At 64.1% G+C, this 17,376-nt stretch carries 16 protein-coding genes; 7 read left to right on the top strand and 9 right to left on the bottom strand.

Annotated elements, in window-relative coordinates; translation table 11 throughout:
- Positions 1-8: 8 nt before the first annotated feature.
- The gene (locus tag ABD875_RS07850; RefSeq protein WP_345173016.1) at positions 9-827 is read right to left on the bottom strand and encodes a hypothetical protein; all 819 of its coding nucleotides are present in this window, start codon (positions 825-827) and stop codon (positions 9-11) included.
- Complete coding sequence (locus ABD875_RS07845; RefSeq protein WP_345173014.1) at positions 820-2,061, bottom strand: toll/interleukin-1 receptor domain-containing protein; 1,242 nt, start codon at positions 2,059-2,061, stop codon at positions 820-822. The genes ABD875_RS07850 and ABD875_RS07845 overlap by 8 nt, the downstream gene beginning before the upstream one ends.
- 74 nt (positions 2,062-2,135) lie before the next feature.
- On the opposite strand from ABD875_RS07845, the gene ABD875_RS07840 reads away from it, so the two are divergent.
- The 7 genes from ABD875_RS07840 to asnB all read left to right on the top strand — a co-directional run bounded on the left by ABD875_RS07840 (position 2,136) and on the right by asnB (position 9,848).
- Complete coding sequence (locus ABD875_RS07840) at positions 2,136-2,600, top strand: TIR domain-containing protein (RefSeq protein WP_345173012.1); 465 nt, start codon at positions 2,136-2,138, stop codon at positions 2,598-2,600.
- A 4-nt stretch (positions 2,601-2,604) separates the two neighbouring features.
- The gene (locus tag ABD875_RS07835; RefSeq protein WP_345173285.1) at positions 2,605-3,207 is read left to right on the top strand and encodes an Nmad2 family putative nucleotide modification protein; all 603 of its coding nucleotides are present in this window, start codon (positions 2,605-2,607) and stop codon (positions 3,205-3,207) included.
- A 58-nt stretch (positions 3,208-3,265) separates the two neighbouring features.
- On the top strand, positions 3,266-4,561 hold the full coding sequence (locus ABD875_RS07830; RefSeq protein ID WP_345173010.1) for a hypothetical protein: 1,296 nt from the start codon (positions 3,266-3,268) through the stop codon (positions 4,559-4,561).
- 58 nt (positions 4,562-4,619) lie between these two features.
- Entirely contained in the window at positions 4,620-5,192 is a 573-nt protein-coding gene (locus tag ABD875_RS07825) for a toll/interleukin-1 receptor domain-containing protein (protein WP_345173008.1), read from the top strand.
- A gap of 327 nt (positions 5,193-5,519) precedes the next feature.
- Entirely contained in the window at positions 5,520-6,551 is a 1,032-nt protein-coding gene (locus ABD875_RS07820; protein ID WP_345173006.1) for a trypsin-like serine peptidase, read from the top strand.
- Between the two features lie 2 nt (positions 6,552-6,553).
- A complete protein-coding gene (locus ABD875_RS07815; protein ID WP_345173004.1) occupies positions 6,554-7,891 on the top strand; it encodes a hypothetical protein in 1,338 nt (445 codons plus the stop codon).
- A 139-nt stretch (positions 7,892-8,030) separates the two neighbouring features.
- The gene (asnB, locus tag ABD875_RS07810; RefSeq protein WP_345173002.1) at positions 8,031-9,848 is read left to right on the top strand and encodes an asparagine synthase (glutamine-hydrolyzing); all 1,818 of its coding nucleotides are present in this window, start codon (positions 8,031-8,033) and stop codon (positions 9,846-9,848) included.
- A 1,053-nt stretch (positions 9,849-10,901) separates the two neighbouring features.
- Here the strand turns inward: asnB and ABD875_RS07805 are convergent.
- The 7 genes from ABD875_RS07805 to ABD875_RS07775 all read right to left on the bottom strand — a co-directional run bounded on the left by ABD875_RS07805 (position 10,902) and on the right by ABD875_RS07775 (position 17,372).
- Positions 10,902-11,537, bottom strand: a complete 636-nt coding sequence (locus tag ABD875_RS07805; protein WP_345173000.1) for a hypothetical protein — start codon at positions 11,535-11,537, stop codon at positions 10,902-10,904.
- Positions 11,538-11,595: 58 nt separating this feature from the next.
- Positions 11,596-12,162 (bottom strand): hypothetical protein, encoded by a 567-nt coding sequence (locus ABD875_RS07800; RefSeq protein WP_345172998.1) that lies wholly within the window; start codon positions 12,160-12,162, stop codon positions 11,596-11,598.
- A gap of 427 nt (positions 12,163-12,589) precedes the next feature.
- Complete coding sequence (locus tag ABD875_RS07795) at positions 12,590-12,964, bottom strand: PH domain-containing protein (protein WP_345172996.1); 375 nt, start codon at positions 12,962-12,964, stop codon at positions 12,590-12,592.
- 65 nt (positions 12,965-13,029) lie between these two features.
- Positions 13,030-14,346 carry an FAD-binding oxidoreductase gene (locus ABD875_RS07790; protein ID WP_345173282.1) on the bottom strand — a complete coding sequence of 439 codons (1,317 nt, stop codon included), beginning with the start codon at positions 14,344-14,346 and terminating at the stop codon, positions 13,030-13,032.
- A complete protein-coding gene (locus ABD875_RS07785; RefSeq protein WP_345172994.1) occupies positions 14,346-15,485 on the bottom strand; it encodes an FAD-dependent monooxygenase in 1,140 nt (379 codons plus the stop codon). The genes ABD875_RS07790 and ABD875_RS07785 overlap by 1 nt, the downstream gene beginning before the upstream one ends.
- On the bottom strand, positions 15,478-16,266 hold the full coding sequence (locus ABD875_RS07780) for an ATP-binding cassette domain-containing protein (RefSeq protein ID WP_345172992.1): 789 nt from the start codon (positions 16,264-16,266) through the stop codon (positions 15,478-15,480). Before ABD875_RS07780 ends, ABD875_RS07785 begins: the two co-directional genes overlap by 8 nt.
- 2 nt (positions 16,267-16,268) lie before the next feature.
- Positions 16,269-17,372, bottom strand: coding sequence for an ABC transporter permease (locus ABD875_RS07775; protein ID WP_345172990.1), 1,104 nt, complete (start codon positions 17,370-17,372; stop codon positions 16,269-16,271).
- Between the last annotated feature and the right edge of the window lie 4 nt (positions 17,373-17,376).

Genomic DNA, 17,376 nt, shown 5'->3' with positions numbered 1-17,376 from the left:
CCTGTCGGCTACGTGCTCGATCGCGCGAGACCGAGTACTACTAAAGACGCGATGTCGGCAGGTCGGTGAGTGACCGCGAGCTCACGACGTTGCTGGTCAGTCAAGCCGTCATCGGCTTGGCGCGTCGCCAAAGCTGCTATCTGCTCTAGCGGCTCCCTCCACATCTCAGCATGGCGCGGGTATCCTTCGGGTGCCCAGTGGCCGTCGTCCGTACCCAGAGCTCGAGCAACCGCCGCGGCCGCGCCGCCGAAGCCACCGGCCACGAAGACTGGATGCTCGGCCTCCAACCCGAACAGGGCCTCCTCCAGCAGGCCCGGCATCGCCCCTTTAACTCCGGCCAGCTGACCACCGACGACGACGTGAGCATCTGCCGCCGACGCGATGTGACGACGCATTCCGGTCAGAGCTGTCGAAGGGTCCGCAGGCTCGCTCATGTCCCGTTCGTCCGGAGCAACCGGTGACCCCGCCTCATCGAGACACACGAGGCGGATCGAAGCGTGGTGCTCGTTGTGAAACTGCCGGATCTCGCCGGAGGACATTGACGCATGTTCGGACGCAGCGAGGTAGATCGTTAGGGCATCCCGGTCGCCCGCGAACCTAGTCACCTCGTCCATCACAATCTGAGTGAAACCGGCGGGAACAAGCCGTCCTCCGTATGCGATGTCCCCGCCGGACAAGAGAACCGACCGTGCGATCTCAGCGACTGCGAGGTCGCAGTGTCGAGCGCTCAAGCCGAGACGTCCAAGGTCGGCGCTATCGGACACAGAGATCGCAACCACCATGCCCTTGAGCGCTCCTCGCGCTACCAGGTCGGTCGCGTCAGTCATCGCCCGCGCCTCCCCCGCGTGCTGCAAACGTTCGGGGGGTCAGAACATCCACGTCGCCAGTAACTCCTACAAGGCGGCAAATCTGCTGTACCACCTCCTGCTCGGGCGGACCGAGTGGCGGATCCGGATGAATGATGACGACGTTGGGGTCGCTGCTCGCGAGCGTCCTCCCGGAAAGCCAGTGGGTCAGGGTGGTTGGTTCGGGCGCGTGAGCAGGCAACCAGTCGAATCCTTCTGTCTCCAGGTACACGCGCTGAGCTCGCCACAGTGCCTTCTTCAAGGCCTCATCCACCAAACGATTCAACGCTGCCTCTATCGCCGGCTTCGGGTCGCCGGGTGGGCACACGACAACCGGCATGTGATCCATCAGAAATGACCCCCGGTCCTCCTGGGTCCGAACTGCGTGGAGCGCCACAAGCGGGACATCGTGCTGCTTGGCGACCAGCACCTCCCGCTGCGTCCACTCTCGACTGGCGTATAGGTTGGTGCGAATCGTCAGGAGCGCGTTTCGCCCGGCCTCAGACGCGAGACGAGCAACCCAGTCCTCACCTGTCTGAATGTCGTGAGCGTCGAAGAATGCATCGAGCCGGGTGTCTTGCAGGACCTCACGAACACCTTCAACGAGTTGACGGCCGCCGTCGCCCTCGTCCGGCGCATAGCGCTTCGTATGACTCACGAACACCTTGACGCGATCGTCCCCGGCGCCCCCGGACTCCCGATGCAGTCGCTGGGTGATCGCCTGCGCAAGCTCCCTCGCCAGCAACGTTGGATCATCCAAGGTGCGCGGCCGGATTGATTGCGGAGTTGACGCCATGTCACTCAAGTGCGTTCCAGACAAATCGGACCTGCTTGCGACGGGATAGACCGCGACCCAAGGGCTCTGCGAGGCGCTGGCAGAGACTGGGTCGGCAGTGAAGACCTTCTCCATGTACTCGCGCCAGTCCTCGGAGTCGCGGACCGCGCGCGCCAACTCCCGACTCAGGATCGGAACGACAACCGTGAGCTGCGCGGGTGCCAACCCTGCTGGAAGGTCTTTCATAAATGGCAACGGTCGCGGAGGTCCATCCTCGGAAACCCAGCCCATACTCCGGCGGTAGACCTCAACAGCACCGCCCGCCAGACCGGCGTAGGCCGGGCCATGGAAGTGCTCGGTCATGTACTCGGCCGCGACACGCCCATCCTCGTCGTCGGGGTGCCACAACACGTAGATCTCCAGGATCGGCGGCGTTGGCATGTCGTCGACCCTATTCGCTAAAGCCCTTCGACTGTCGATGCCTGGCGATAGCGTTCGTGCGGAGGTGGGGCGGGATGTCAGACCACAACGTATTCATCAGTCATCGACATGAGGACGATGCCCTGATTGGGAAGCTCAAGGACATGCTCTCCAAGAAGGGGTGCGAAGTCCGCGACTCGTCCGTGAACGCGCAGACTCCTAACAATGCGAGCAACGAGGACTACATCAAGTCCCTGCTGCGCGCCCGCATCGACTGGGCCGGAAAAGTGATCGTCATCGTCTCGCCACAGACCAAGAACCACGAATGGGTCGACTGGGAGATCGAGTACGCGAAGAAGTTCCCTGACAAGCGCATCATCGGCGTATGGGCTCCCGAGGCAGACGGTTGCGAGATACCGGATCCGCTGAAGAAATACGCCGACGCCATGGTCAACTGGGACGCAGAGGACGTTATCGACGCCATCAACGGCAAGGACAGTTGGCGAGACCCGGACGGCTCACCACGCGCCGAACAGGTCCTCTCACGGATCGGATGCTGACTTGATGCGGCTCTTTAGCTACGTCGTTAGATACGACATCGGGTTTGCCCCCAACCCCTTCTACGGGTGGTGCACGCTAGCTACCTGCAAGCAAGACATCAGAGCACACGCTGGCGTCGGGGACTGGATCGTTGGAACTGGATCAGCGAGTACCGGCCTCGGCGATCGTCTGGTGTATGCGATGACAGTCGAGGAGACAACGACGTTCGATGAGTACTGGGCAGACTCCCGGTTCGCTCACAAGCGGCCCAATCTGCATGGAAGCCTAAAGCAGCAGTATGGCGACAATATCTATCACCGCGACGTCGATGGCCGCTGGATCCAGGAGGACTCGCGTCACAGTCACGACGACGGAACGCCCAACGAAGGCCACATTGTCCGCGACACCAAGGCCGACGTCGTTCTCCTGTCTAGGAAGTTTGTCTACTTCGGTGGCGACGGACCGGCCATACCTGCCCACTTGCGCGGAGAGGAGGACCTGGTTCACGGCAGACCGGCTTATCGCGTGAACTTTTCTGCCTCGTTCGTTGCTGCCGCCATCGGGTGGATCGAAAGTCTGGGCACTGGTGTTCTCGGCACTCCACGCGACTGGCCCAAACTGCTGTAGGCGCTGCGATACCGACCCCTCTGCCTCCTCGTCACCACCACATGGAACAGGATCAGCCGTGTTGCTCAACGAGTATCAACGCCGCATTGCTGCAGCCACACAGCAAAGTGGACTCATTGGCCTGCTCGGAATCGGCGCGCACGCTGGCGCCCTGCTCCAGGCACACCGTAACTACCTCTCAAACCACCTCGACGCCGAGACCAGTCGCGCCCAGGTGCGACGCCAACTAGGTGAGCTTGTCGCCCAGATGGCCGCACTTGCGTCCACTAATCGGCTGTCACTCGACGCAATCGCCCAAGCGAACCTGCAAAAGATCAGTGAGCGCGCACACGCTCTGGGTCTCACGCCGCCCGCGATCCCTGCCGTATCGCTCACTGGGAACACCTATCAGAAGCTCGCCGCCACGACAGATCAACAGGTGACAGACGGAGTCGACCCACTAGCGTTGTCGGTACCTATGCTCGGCCTTGCAGGTGAAGTCGGCACCCTGCTGGTCGCACAAAAGAAGGCGTACCGCGACAACGCGGAAGAAGCGAGCGACCCGGAGTTTCTGACCACCGAACTCGGCGATCTTCTCTGGTACGCCGCTGCCGTCGCAACTCACTCCGGCTTCGCCTTTGACGATGCGCTAACCGACGGGCTTCAGCTCGTCGAACGGCGCGTCCTGGAGCTCGCCTATCTAGCTAACCTTCCAGGCGATCTGCCCGTCCTGGACGAGGCGTATGACATCACGGAGCGCTTTCCCCGCGTCATGGTGATTCGATTTCGCCAGATCGACGACGGAAGCGGAAACTCCCGCGTGAGACTGACACTCGAACACGCCGAACCGAACGCGTTCCCTTGCGGTCCCGTGTCGGTCCCAGGGAGCAAGAAGATGCAGGGTTTCGCGGTCCGAGGATCGTTCGGCGACCCGGTAAACGACAACTCGCGTCGCGCGGACGCCTACCGCTATCACGATGCGCTACACCTCGCCTTCACCGCCGTGATGGGCTGGTCCCCAAATACTCGCTCGCTCCTCGGCGTGAAACGGCGAAGTGACGAGGTTGTCGATGAAAACGAGGACGGCGCTCGCGCCATCTTCGCCGAGGAGGGCATGGCGGCAGTGCTGGCAAAAGTTTCCAATCAGCGCCAGGGTTTTCTCGCTGAAGGCGCCGTCGATGAAGAGACCGTCGACATGCTCGTCACCGTGTTCGAGGATCTGGAGGTTGCGCAGATGCCTCGCTGGCTCTGGAAAAGAGCAGTGAACCAAGGGTTTCTCGCCATGCGCGAGCTGGACCGCTCTGGTGGGGGCTTCCTTAGGGTCGACCTCGACAATCGGCGTCTCGACTACTCGCGATCGATGCCGGCGCGTTGATCGGGCGTCAACGGACGCACCCCCGGCAGAATCACATATCGACCCTTATGGAGCCTACTTGTCGTACTTCACCGCCTCTGACCTTCGCGAACGTGCGGGCAGCGTCAGCGAATCCGCGGCACGTGTCGAACTCTCGCATATGGCCAAGACAGTCGACACCTACGATGTGTTCCTGAGTCACAGCGTCCGTGACGCTGTGTTGGTGCTCGGTCTGAAGAAGATGCTAGAAGCCGAGCGATTGTCGGTGTACGTGGACTGGCTCGAGGATCCGGATCTCGATCGTGCGAACGTAACGCCGGCTACTGCGCGGCGGCTACGCCAGCGGATGCAGTCGTGCCGATCCCTGATCTACGCGACCTCGCGGAACGCCTCTGCGTCGAGATGGATGCCTTGGGAGCTTGGCTACTTCGATGGGCATCGCTCGCAGTCAACGGTCGCGATCTGCCCGATTGAGGAGGGAACCGGGAGTTATCCCGGCGAAGAGTATTTGGGTATGTACAAGCGGGTCGAAAAGGTGAGGCACCAAGGCCGCTTGCAGCCGTTCGCGGTCGAGCCCCCTTGGGCCGAGGGCGAGACAATGCCTTCCTTTGTTCACGGTCGCGGGATATTCCACACGCTTACCAGGAAATGAAACTCGACCGAGTCGAGCGTTTACCCGAGATACAAATTGGAATGACGCTGAGGATGATCGCGATGCGGGACGAAGTCGCGAAGCCTTCGGCCCGCGAAAGATCGGATCGCGATGGCGTCGGAGGCCGTCGGCCCGCCCTGCGTCCAGTCTCGGGTCCGCGAGGACGTAAAGCGGCTCGCACCCGGGCACAGCGACTTGCGAACCACATCGATGTCTCCCTTCGATGTGGACGAGTAGACGACTGCATGGGGGAACGACCTGCCGGCCAGCGGTGACAGTTTGCGCGAACCACCGCTCGCGCGGGTGGAGGCCGCCTAGCATTGGTGTATGCAGCTCCGGCGAAGCGATGTCGAGCGACTGCTGCTCGCCATGGAGAGGTATTTCGATCCGTTCGCCATGGATCGACTGCTCGAGGCTCGGTTCGGGTTGCGGTTTGCGAACGTGACGTCTGTGATGAAGAACTTCTCGCAACAGAGTGTTGACGTCTTCCGCTACTTCGATCATCGGAACCGGGTCGAGGAACTGGTCATGGCATTCCGCGACGCTCGACCGGATGTGTCAGTCTTCGTCGAAATCATGGATTGCGGTGGGTTTATCCAGGCTCCGTCTGGCGACGCACTGGAGGTTCTGGTCCGCAAGGGTCGCGGGAACTATAAGGACGTCGCGTCGTTTCGCAGCGAGATCGCGAGGATTGAGGCCGCAGTCTGTCGAATCCAGACCTCGACCTCATTTGGCACCGGCTTCTTGGTCGGCCCGCGTCATGTACTCACGAACCAGCACGTCGTTGCAGATTGCGTCACCGACGACGGCGAAATGGTAGCTCCAGTGGAGTGCCAGTTTGACTTCAAGGCGGCCTCGAGGGGGTACGTGACCCCGATGGTGATCGAGTCCGTGGAGAAGGTTCTCGCCAGTAGCTCCTGCCCGGAGATAGGCCCGTCCATGGCGATTGACGCGAATCCGCCCGCGCTGGATTACGCATTGCTCGAGATATCTGCTGGTTTCGCCCGCAGGCCGGTCGTCCCGGGTGGCGCCCCAAGAGGAGCAGTACGTCTTACTCCGTCTGGGCGTGGCCTAAGGCCGCATGACGGGCTTCTGGTGTTGCAGCATCCGCGTGGGCAGCCGATGAAGATCGACATCGGGTCAGTGTTGTCGTTGGGTGCTGTCCGTGTTCGTCACAGCGTGAACACCGAAGGTGGGTCTTCGGGATCGCCCATTTTCGACGCGGACCTGAGTGTCGTTGCCATTCACCACGCCGGGTTCGATTGGCCGGGCGAGTCGATGCCCTTTAACCAGGCGGTTCGGATCGACGCTATCTGCGAGGACCTATACGCGAAGAACGTCTGGATTGGCGACGACTGACCGTGACCTTGACGAGCGAAGATTCGCGGGCGATCGCAGCACTGCTCTCGAACTATGAACAGACGGCGTTCGACGCCCTGCTCGCTAGGGCAGGGAACTACAGAGTCTCAGACTTCTCGTCTGCGCTGAAGCCCATGCCCGCCGTGGCGGCAGACTTCTTACGGTGGTCGGAGGGGAGGCCAGACGACCAGTACACAATTCTCCGCGCCCTAGCCGAAGAACATCCTTCTCACCCGTCGTCAGCCGTCATCATTAAGGCGCTCCGTCGATCTCCGTCGGCAGGCATCGCAGGTCGCCCTTCAGGATCTGCTCAGAACGAAGTTAGGGCGCTTGATGAGCAGCTGGCTTCGAACCGCTTGGAGGCTGGCGAGATCATCAACCGCATCAAGCGCGGAAACTTCCGGGACGAGTACATCGAGGGCATCCACAACGAGATCGCGGACATCGCCCGGTCGTACAACTGGACCCCGCCGGCGAAGGTGGTAGAGACGGTTCTTCCGGTGTGGCGGGAACTGGCTCCGAGTCTGCACAAGGATCGACACCCAAGCGCCGAGGCCGCTCTCTTCAACCTCGCCGCTCAGGTGCAAGGCTTGCTGTCATATGCGGCGCTTTACGTCGATGAAACTAGGCACGCGCGCGCCTTCGCTCAAAACAGCCTGGAGCTTGCGGAGTTCGCAAACTCGGACTACTTGAAGGCGTGGGCATGCGGCACCTTGTCAATGCTCTACCGATTCGAGGATCTCAACCAGGAAGCATTGCTTGTCGCAGAGCGGGGATTGGTAACCACGTCGGCTAGGGGTCAGATCCGGTCGAGGCTCTACAGTGCTGCCGCCGAGTCGGCCGCAAAGCTCGGTAGGTCCGAGGACACGATGGAGTACCTCGCGAAGAGCCAGGATGAGTCTGAGGGCGCCGACAAGTCGACCTCCCTCGACCTCCCCGGCATTTTCGGGTTCTCCGAGGGGAAAACTAAACTCTACGCCGGAACCGCTCTCGTCGAGTTGAACAAGGATGCGTCGACAGCTCGTCAGTCAGAAACCGAATCTCAGATTGCCGTCAGCATTTTTTCGGATCCAAAGAGTGAGGAACGGTCGCATCCAGACCTACTAATCGCACAAGGGCATTTGGCGCACGCGCGCATGCAGTTGCAGGATCTGGACGGGGCGATCGCAGCGCTGCGGCCGATGCTGAACTCGCCGCCCGAGATCCGAACATCCTGGCACAGGAAACTGTTGCAAGGAGTACTGGCGTCGGCGAACGCCGAACCATTCTCGACATCTAAGTTGAGCACCGAGATCGTCGACATCATCGAGGAGTTCCAGACCTCGCAAGAGCGATCGTGAACTGGACCATAAGGTCACCACAGATTCGACTCGAGTCGGCCAAGACTAGGCACCCAGGACCCGATCGTGAGCGGGAGTTGAACGCCGCGGACAAGCGCGGACGGGCTCAAGCGGGAGCAGTCAGGTTGCGGGAACAGTCGTGTGCGGGATAACCGGCTTGATCGACTCCTCGATGTCGCGCGAGAGACGACACGAGCAGGTACTGCGTATGACGAGGGCGCTCGAAGCGCGCGGGCCAGACGGAACGTCGGTATCGAGTCATGCCGCCGCAGCAACGTTTGGCCACACACGTCTGGCGATCATCGACCCCGTTGGTGGATCCCAGCCCTGGCTTGTCGGACTACCGAGTCCTGGATCGATGCTTGTCTTCGGAGGCGAGATCTACAACTATCGAGAGCTGCGATCGACACTCCGAGGACGCGGTCACCTGTTCCACACGAACTCCGACACAGAGGTGATAGCGCATGGATATCGAGAGTGGGGCCCGGGCTTCTTCTCCTTGGCCCGCGGAATGTTCTCGATCGCGATCTGGGACGATGGCGAGCAGACCCTTTATCTCGCCCGAGACCCGCTCGGAATCAAGCCGCTCTTCTTCGCAGTTGACCGGTCGTCGATCCAGTTTGCCTCAGAGCCGAAGGCCCTCTTTGCCGGTGGCCGAATCACGCCCGCGTTGAACCGGACAGGCGTCTGCGAACTGCTCGGGATGTGGCCCTACAGGACACCCGGGTCGCCGATCTATGAGGGCGTCGATGAAGTACGCCCCGGGGAGATGGTCAGCTGGTCCTCCGGCCGCGTCACGAGATCTCGGTACTGGGAGTTGAGCAACGAACTCAACCACACAACGTCGTTCGAGGATGCCGTCGGGGACGTTCGCGACATCCTTCGGGACGCGATCCAACTCCAGCTGCGGTCCGACGCGCCACTCTCGGTCGCCTTGTCGGGCGGCGTGGACTCAAGCTCGATCGCCGCCATCGCGCAGAACCTCTCCGACGAAACACCGCGCACGTTCAGCGTCGGGTACGTCGACCCGATATCCCGGTTCACGCCTTCAGCCTTCCGCCCCGAGTTGGACGAACCGTACATCGATCTGATTGTTGAAGCCTTGGCATTCGACCACCAACACGTGTCGCTCACAGAAGCGGACATCCACGGGCGTCTTGATGATGCGATCCGCTCACGTGATCTGCCGAGTATGGGCGACATGGACGCGTCGTTGCTCACCTTCTTCGAGCACCTCTCCGCCGAGCGCGTGCCAGTCGCCCTGGTTGGCGAAGGCGGCGACGAACTGTTCGGCGGTTACCCATGGTTCAGGCAAGCCCGCGAGGGCCTCACCGCGTTCCCCTGGCGAGACCATTTGTCCGTGTGGTCTGGCGCCGTCCGCGACGACTTCGCGCAAACCATCGATTTGGAGGGCTACGTGGCGAATCGCTTCGAAGAAGCCATCGAACAGGCGCCCGCCATGGAGGGAGAGCCGCAGGAGCTCACCAGGCTTCGGACGATGTCGTTCCTCGACCTCAGCCGGTTCCTGCCTGGGCAACTCGAACGAATGGATCGCACATCAATGGCGATGGGCATCGAGGCAAGGGTGCCTTTCTGCGACCACGTTCTCGTTCAGTACGTGTGGCAGCTGCCCACGTTATACAAACTTGAAGGGGGAAGGGAGAAGCAGCTACTGCGGGAGGCCGTCCGCGGGTATTTGCCCGAGGAGATCCGACTGCGAAGGAAGGCGTCCTATCCCACACTCGGGGGCGATCGCCATACCGAGTTCTTGCGTCGGGCCGTCATGAAGTGCCTCGACGACCGTGACTGGTGGCTGGCTGACGCCCTCGACAAGAACGCGATACAAAATGCGATACAGGGTAGGCAGCAAGTCCCAGCAAGACCGTCCGTATGGTTGGGGCGCATTCTCAGCCTCTACCGGTGGTCGAAGATTTACGACCCGAGCGTGAACTTCTAGTCGAAGTCAACTCCACTGCTCCGCGTGGATCACTGGGGCAAACGCAGCGTAGTCCGTAGCATTCGCTTGCCATTCGCATCTTTCCGGGTTGCCTAAGGCGTGTCAGCGGCCGACCGAGAAGAGGCCGGGCTACCGGACAGAGTCTTGACCCCGGTGACTCGCCAAGATCGTCAGCTGAGGCAAATTGGCAAAGAGCTGTCTGTGGTTTTGGGTGCGGCCGGTCCGAGCTGAGACCTGAGTTGGAGTTTCTCTCGTAGGCGCGTGGCCGACGGTATTGTGACGTCCAGATCTCGCGACAGGGGTCTGAGGTCGTGCGTCTGCCGATCGCTACGTACAGCTCTGACAAAGAAGTCCTATGACCCCACGCGGCTCGCCGAGATCCAGGGTCGTTCTCGTGTGGATCTGGGCGTACCACCATCCTTTCGAGAACTACCACGCGCTATTCGACTTTCTCTCAGGGATCGATGCCACGCCCGTCGGCACCCGCAGTTGGTTAGTGGACTGGGATTCGCCGATGGACGAACTGCGCGACGCCCTAAAGCGGAGAACTGACTATCTGGACCGCATCGTGGTAGTTGAACTGCCGCCGACAGACAGTCGACCATCGAAGCGGGACGACCACGGCGTAGGAATCTGCTTCGAGAGGTGCCCGAGCCGGACGCGAAGTCACAGCGAACCGCCAAGTGATATGGGCGGGTAACCATTGCTCAGCGTCATACCGCCGCGACAGCGGCTGCATCACTCCGCCGCCTGTAGGCGCGGAGCAAACGACAGGATCTCCCAGAGCGGACGGACTGGCCGCACCACCGAGGAAGGGCGCAGGAAGAGCGCGATCGCCGCTGGGTCAAACTCTCCTCGGCTACACCGTATCCTCGACGTGTCTGTTCCCGTCCTCACGATCGACCGCGGTTGCGACGTCCTGGCCGGCATGAGGGCATCGCAGTTGGCAATCACCGCTGACGGCAGTGCTATACCCCGCGTCTTGGAGCCCAGGTTCCGAACGAAACGAATGCCGATGGCGACCGCTGGGACTAGCCATGGACGCGCCGGGAACTAGTCGGAGACTGATTCGCCAGGGTCGACCTCATGCGTCAAAGGCGTGACGGTGCCAGTGCCGTCGCCGTACTCGACCGCGATTCCTTGAGCGTGAGCTGGGGACCAAAGGGCGGCCTCGCTTGGAATTTTCGAGCCATCATCGCCGTAGGGAAACTCGGGGGTGCCCTTCTGTGCTGGCACGAGATACGCCTCGATCGGCATCCCCTGTACGAACGAGTCCTGGAGGAGGTCGGGCGTTACAGAGAGCTCAATCCAGATGATCTCCCCGCGGTCGTAGGGTCCCTTGAGCGATTCGGTGATGCGAACCGCGACTCCAGAGGAGCGTGCCGCCCAGACGTCATCGATCCTGGTTGCACCCCGGATTCGTCCAGGTACGACCGCGTCGATGCTGCCTCGGATCGCGATCTCAGCTCTGCCCTCTAGTTCGCTTGCAGACTTCACGGGCGTGTAGTCGTATGCGAGGAACTGGAATGCCTGAAGAATCGACTCGGGTGTGCTCTTGGACGCTGCGGTGGTGGCAACCGTTCTGCCGTCGGGGTCCGCGGCTGTCTGCTCTCCACAGGCAGCGGCGCTGAGCCCAACGAGTAGCAAGGCGCCTGCGAGTCTCCGCTGGCCGTTGATCCCGACTTTCATTGGTCGACCTCCTTGCACCTTCGACGGGCATACAGCCTCGACGGTTCCGTGCTGCGGCCTAGTAGGTGGTATTGATCCAGATGTAGTGGTCGTAGTTGTACGTGAGATGCCCGGAGTTCACGGCGCCCGATACCAGGCAGTCGCCGTAGGGCGCGGCGTGATGGTCTTCCCCAGTGGTATGTCCGACCTCGTGGCAGGCAGTCTTCTTGAGATTGTGCTCGTACGGTCCGCCATCGGTCTCGATGATCGCTGGATTGAAAGTGACCCTCGCTTTGTGGCAAATGATGGGGTTAGTTCCTGAGTGGTCGAGACACTCCCATAGTCCCCGGTTGCCGTCAGCGTTGCCGACCGCGAACTGGACGTCCGTGTCAGTCGCGCACGGGACCGGGCCCGACTCACTCATGTCGGTCTGATTGTCGAGGTTGTTCATGCCGTATGCGGCGGCATCTCGAACCTTGCCATGTCCATTTGTAGATGCTCCGTAGCACCAGGACTGCGACGGGTTGTCGGCGTTAACCTCGGGCGAGAACGGATGGGCGTGCGCTGGGGAGTGCAAGGACGTCCACACAAGGCACAGGGCGAGGGCTCCGGCGGCCGCGGCATTGCGGTTGAATGAAGCACTCACATCTACCCCTCGACTTCGGGAAAAGCCCACGGTCGAGCAGTTGACCAATCACAACGCCCAAGTTTTGAGATTGGCAGCGGAAGCACGCGCCTGTCAACGGCCCTACCAGTCGCCTGCCGTCTTACTTAGCGCGTGATCCGCCAGTGATCGTGGTCCTGAGCAACCGACGGCCGAGTCCTAGCACGAGGTCGTTTGGATCGTTGGCGCAGACGTCCGAAACACCAGCCCGCGGAAGCCTAAATCTTGAATCGCAGCCTTTCGCGGAGGAGGAGCTCGAACTGCGGCACGAGGTAAACCCGCCATTGTGGGCGCCGTTCAGACTGTGCCCGCGCACTACGCGATCGCGTCTTTCCGCGGCAAAAGACCGACCACGCCCGGTGCGCCGGTGGGGTCTGTCGAGCTCCTGGGAGCGACGTCCACTATCGATCTACTTGAGGACGGCCCACGCGATCAGCGAGTCGAGACGACGGATGTCTGCACCCTTGCCCACCTTGATCTTGATGTGCCCGGCTCGCGTCCACATCTCGAGCTCGGCGTTGTGGTCCAGCAGGCCGCCGGCGTTCTCCGAGGACCACATGTTGATCGAGCTGTACGGCAGGGAGTAGATCTCGATCTTCTTGCCGGTGATGCCCTGCGCGTCACGGACGATCAGCCGCTTCGTGGTGAAGATGGCGCTGTCGCGGAAGGTCTTGAACGCCGCGACCGGGGTCTCGCCCTGCACCATGAGGGCTGATACGTCGGGCGGGACCGGGATCTCCTGCATGAAGGTCCAGGCCGTGATGGCAGCGGTTTCGAGTGACATGGGCCGACCCTAGGTGACCCTGCCGACCAGACGGTGGTTTCGAGACGGTTGCGAGCGCAACCTCCTCAAGCACCGTCGACCAGGTAGCCGACGAACAGCCCGTCGGGGTCGCGGTCGGCGTACACCTGCTGCAACCGATCCCATGCGCCATCCGACAAGAACCGGTGCGGCCGCCGCCGCAGGTCGCTGTCGCCGAGGTACTGGCCGACGGTGACGGGGTCGAGGTCGGCGATGGCGGAGGCGAGCCAGGCCTGGTTCGCCTCGTCCTCCTCGGGGGAGTCCCAGAGGACGTACGACGCCAGGTAGATCTCGGACTGCACGGAGAACGCCATGTCCGGCAAGGAGCGCAGCGGCGCCATGGAGAACCAGATCGTGAAGGACTTCGCGTTCGGGAGGGTCGTGTAGGCGCGGCGCATCGCCGGGACGACCTCGGCCGCCGTGCCGGACAGCCAGGCGTTGTCGACGGCCCAGCGGTGGCCCTCGGGGTTGTCCTCGAGCTGGCGGGCGCGCTCGGCCTCGGGGGTGGTCGGCTCGTTGTCGAGGACGAGCAGGGCTCTGTCCAGGCACGGGTTCTTGCGGAACGGCGCGAGGGCCTGGTCGGCCTCGAGAGGGGAGTCGACCATCGCGAGCGCGGTGACCAGCAGGACCGGGTCAGGGGAGAGCGCCGGGTCGGTCTTGGTGAGCGCGACGATCTCCACGGTGTCGGCGACCGAGTGATGAGCGTCGTGGAGCCAGGTCATCACCTCGTCGAAGTCGTCGAGGTGGAAGGCCTGGACGGTGTGGGCGAAGTGCCGTGGCAGGGGGACGGTCTGCAGGTGGAAGCGCGTGACGACGCCAGGGAAGCCGGGGCCGGCGCCGCGGGCGGCCCAGTAGAGGTCGGCGTTCTCCGTGGCCGAGCAGCGCACCAGCTCGCCGGCCGCGGTGACGACGTCGACGGCGACGACGTACTCCGCCGCCCAGCCCCAGCCGCGGGCGTTCCAGCCCTGGCCGCCCTGGAGCAGGAAGCCGCCGATGCCGACGGTGGGGCAGTGGCCACCGAGGAAGAACCGGCCGAAGCCGGCGAGGTACGGCGCGAGCTCGGCGCCGCCCTTGGTGGACGGCGAGGCGGTGACGATGCCGGTCGACTCGTCGTACGACAGCTCCTTCAGGCCGCCGAGGTCGATGACCAGCGCGTCGTCGCGCACCGACCACTGCGCCCAGCTGTGCCCGCCGGAGCGGACGGCGACCTGCCAGCCGCGGTCGCGCGCGAGCCGTACGGCGGCCACCACGTCCGCCTCGGTCTCGGGCCGCACGACCGCGGCCGGCTGCCGGTCGGGGAGGCGGCGGTTGAAGATCCGGTCGACCCGCGCCTCCTCGAAACCGGCATCACCGGGAAGCAGCATCACGCCGGCGCCACCAGGGCGTGCAGGGTCTGGCCCATGATCCGGCCGGGGTCGGCGCCCTCGGTCTCCGGGTGGATCTCCCACTCGGCGAGGGTGAGGCTGTTGTCGAGCACCATCTTCACGCGCGGGAAGCGGCGCTCCATGAAGGCCGGCAGGACCTCGTCGACCGGCGCGCCCGACGTCAGCATCTCGGCCAGGATCACCGCGTCCTCCGCGCACATCGCGGCACCCTGCGCGATCAGCGGCGGGCACGCGTGCGCGGCGTCGCCGATGATGATCGAGCGGCCGCGGTGCCACGGCGACTCGACGCAGATCGCCTCGATCCACTGGTAGTTGACGATCGCGTCGTCCGGCAGGCTGTCGCGGATCGCGCCCCAGGTGCCGCCGTACCCCTGGCCGCGCTCCTTGAGCTCCTTGCCGCGCGGGCCCTCGCCGACGAACGACCGGTCGAGGTCCTCCTCGAGCAGGAAGGCGTAGCAGAGGTCCTCGGAGATCGGCGTGTAGCCGGCCTTGAACTTCGGGCCGCCGTAGTACATCTCCGAGCAGTCCATCTCCGGCGGCCGCTTGGCGACCGTGCGCCAGATGCCCATCCCGACCGACCGCGGCTCGGCCTCGATGCCGAGCATGCCGCGCACCTTCGAGCGGATGCCGTCGGCGCCGACGAGCAGGTCGACGGTCTCCTGGCTGCCGTCCGACAGCGTCACCGTCACCGAGTCGCCGTGGTCGTCGATCGCGGTCAGCGTGCTGCCGAGGCGTACGTCGACGCCTGCCTTCTCGACCTCCTCGGCGAGGATGTCGGCGATGTCGCCGCGGACCGCGCCCATGGTGCCGGGCAGGTCGGGCCCGCCCATCGGGGGCGTGGGGATCTCGGCGATGACGTGGCCGTCGGCCGTGCGCAGCCGCAGGTGGTTGAACGGGTAGCCCCGCTCGGCGAGCCGGTCGTAGATGCCGACGGCCTGGAACGCCTTGAGCGCGTTGCCCTGCAGCGTGATGCCGTGGCCCACGCCGCCGAGCGAGTCGCGCTGGTCGACGAGGACGACCTCGACGTCGCGCTGGCGCAGCGCGAGCGCCAGGACGCCACCGGTGATGCCGCCGCCGACGATCAGGACGCGGCGGACTCGGGGGGTGATCTCAGACATGGCTCTCCTGCACGAACATGGACGGACGCGAGCCGGTGATCCAGCCGACGATGTGGTCGCGGTCGGCGCCGGCGGTGGGCAGGTCGGCGACCTTGCGGCCCCGGTTGAGGATCACGATCCGGTCGGTGACCTCGTAGCAGAGCGGCAGGTCGTGGGTGACCACGACGATCGCGATGCCCGCGTCGGCCATCCGGCGGATCAGGCCCTCGACGTTCTTGGTCTGCTCGTAGCCCAGCGCCGCGGTCGGCTCGTCGAGCAGCAGGATCCCCTGCGACTCACCGTTCACGCGGATCGCGCTGCGGGCCAGCGCGACGACCTGGCGCTGGCCGCCGGACAGCATCTCGACCGGCCGGGTCATCGGCGCCGTCCGCACGCCGAGGCGGTCCAGCTCCTTCTCCGACGTACGTCGCATCTCCTTGCGGTCGACGAACCCCAGCCACCCGAGCGGCCCCCGGCGCAGCGTCTCCTGGCCGAGGTTGAGGTTGGTCGCGATGTCCTGCGGCTCCACGAGCGAGAGGTCCTGGTAGACCATCTGGATGCCGGCGTCGGCGGCGTCGCTCGGCGCGTGGAACGTGTGCTCCACGCCGTGCACGCGGATGCTGCCGTGCGAGGGGCGGTGCGCCCCCGACATCACCTTGAGCAGCGTCGACTTGCCGGCGCCGTTGTCGCCGAGCAGGCCGACGACCTCGCCGGGCTGGACCTGGAAGTCGATGCCGTCGAGCGCGCGGACGAAGCCGTAGTGCAGCTCGATGCCCGAGAGCTCCAGTGCGGGAACGGTCATGGTCAGACCTTCTTCTCGTGGACGGAGAGGTTCGCGGTCATCAGCCGCTCCGACACCGCGGTCTGGAGGATCCGCTCGATGAGCAGCGAGCCCAGCAGCAGCGCGCCGGTGCAGACCGTGGCCCAGTACGGCTGGATGCCGCGGATGGTGAGGCCGTTGCTGATCGTGGCGAGGATCAGCGCGCCGACCAGCACGCGCGGCAGGCTGCCGCGGCCACCGGTGAGCGCGACGCCGGCCAGCGCGACCGCGGTCAGCGCGTTGAAGATGATCTGCGGGCTGGCGTTCGGGTTCGCCTCGGTCACGACCGCGGTGCTGACCAGGCCGCCGAGCGCGGCGAGCAGGCCGGAGATCACGAAGCCGAGGACCTTGTAGCGGTCGGCGTGGATGCCCGCGCGGCGTACCGCCTCGGCGTTGCCGCCGACGGCCATCAGCCGGATGCCGTCACGGGTGCGGGTCAGGAACACGGTGCCGACGAAGAACACCGCCGCCACGATGAAGACCGGCGCCGGGATGCCGGAGAAGCTGTCGCCGACCTTGAGGTAGCGGTGCGTGCCCATGAACTCGAGCTGGGTCAGCCCGGGGAACGTGTACCCGCCGGCGATCACGGCCGCGAGGCCGGACAGCACCGAGAGCGAGCCGATCGTGACGATGATCGGGTTGAAGCCGCGGATCGTGATCAGCCCGTTGGCGATGCCGACCAGCACGCCGGTCGCGAGGCCGGCGGCGAGGCCGATCCACGTCGCGTAGCCGTTCGTGAGCAGCCAGCCGCACACGCAGCTGGCCACCGCGGCGGTGCCCGGGAGCGAGAGGTCGAGGACCCCGGTCATGATCCCGATGCCGACGCCGGCCGCGAAGAGCGCGGTGAGCGCGGCGGCGTTCGCGATCAGCAGCGCGTTGTCCACCTTGAAGAAGTACGGCGAGCACCAGAACGCGAAGACCGCGATGAGCAGTCCCCACAGCACGAAGATGCCGCGGTCGCGGAGGAAGACCAGGACGGAGATCGAGCGGGGCATGTCCTGGCCGTGGGCCGGGGCCGGGCCGGGGCTGTTGCCAGCCCCGGCCACGGTCGCGGTGTCAGACACGGTGTCGGACGCGGGGTTCGTCATCGTG

Origin of the sequence: Nocardioides caricicola (genome assembly GCF_039541135.1) — a bacterium.
GTDB lineage: Bacteria > Actinomycetota > Actinomycetes > Propionibacteriales > Nocardioidaceae > Nocardioides > Nocardioides caricicola.
The sequence above is the reverse complement of the archived record's forward strand: the minus strand, read 5'-3'. Positions and strand labels throughout refer to the sequence as shown.

What these genes read in the sequence shown, in the direction of transcription:
- ABD875_RS07850 (WP_345173016.1), bottom strand. Translation starts at nt 827, where the DNA reads ATGACTGACGCGACCGACCTGGTAGCGCGAGGAGCGCTCAAGGGCATG.
- ABD875_RS07845 (WP_345173014.1), bottom strand. Translation starts at nt 2,061, where the DNA reads ATGCCAACGCCGCCGATCCTGGAGATCTACGTGTTGTGGCACCCCGAC.
- ABD875_RS07840 (WP_345173012.1), top strand. Translation starts at nt 2,136, where the DNA reads ATGTCAGACCACAACGTATTCATCAGTCATCGACATGAGGACGATGCC.
- ABD875_RS07835 (WP_345173285.1), top strand. Translation starts at nt 2,605, where the DNA reads ATGCGGCTCTTTAGCTACGTCGTTAGATACGACATCGGGTTTGCCCCC.
- ABD875_RS07820 (WP_345173006.1), top strand. Translation starts at nt 5,520, where the DNA reads ATGCAGCTCCGGCGAAGCGATGTCGAGCGACTGCTGCTCGCCATGGAG.
- ABD875_RS07805 (WP_345173000.1), bottom strand. Translation starts at nt 11,537, where the DNA reads ATGAAAGTCGGGATCAACGGCCAGCGGAGACTCGCAGGCGCCTTGCTA.
- ABD875_RS07795 (WP_345172996.1), bottom strand. Translation starts at nt 12,964, where the DNA reads ATGTCACTCGAAACCGCTGCCATCACGGCCTGGACCTTCATGCAGGAG.
- ABD875_RS07790 (WP_345173282.1), bottom strand. Translation starts at nt 14,346, where the DNA reads ATGCTGCTTCCCGGTGATGCCGGTTTCGAGGAGGCGCGGGTCGACCGG.
- ABD875_RS07785 (WP_345172994.1), bottom strand. Translation starts at nt 15,485, where the DNA reads ATGTCTGAGATCACCCCCCGAGTCCGCCGCGTCCTGATCGTCGGCGGC.
- ABD875_RS07780 (WP_345172992.1), bottom strand. Translation starts at nt 16,266, where the DNA reads ATGACCGTTCCCGCACTGGAGCTCTCGGGCATCGAGCTGCACTACGGC.
- ABD875_RS07775 (WP_345172990.1), bottom strand. Translation starts at nt 17,372, where the DNA reads ATGACGAACCCCGCGTCCGACACCGTGTCTGACACCGCGACCGTGGCC.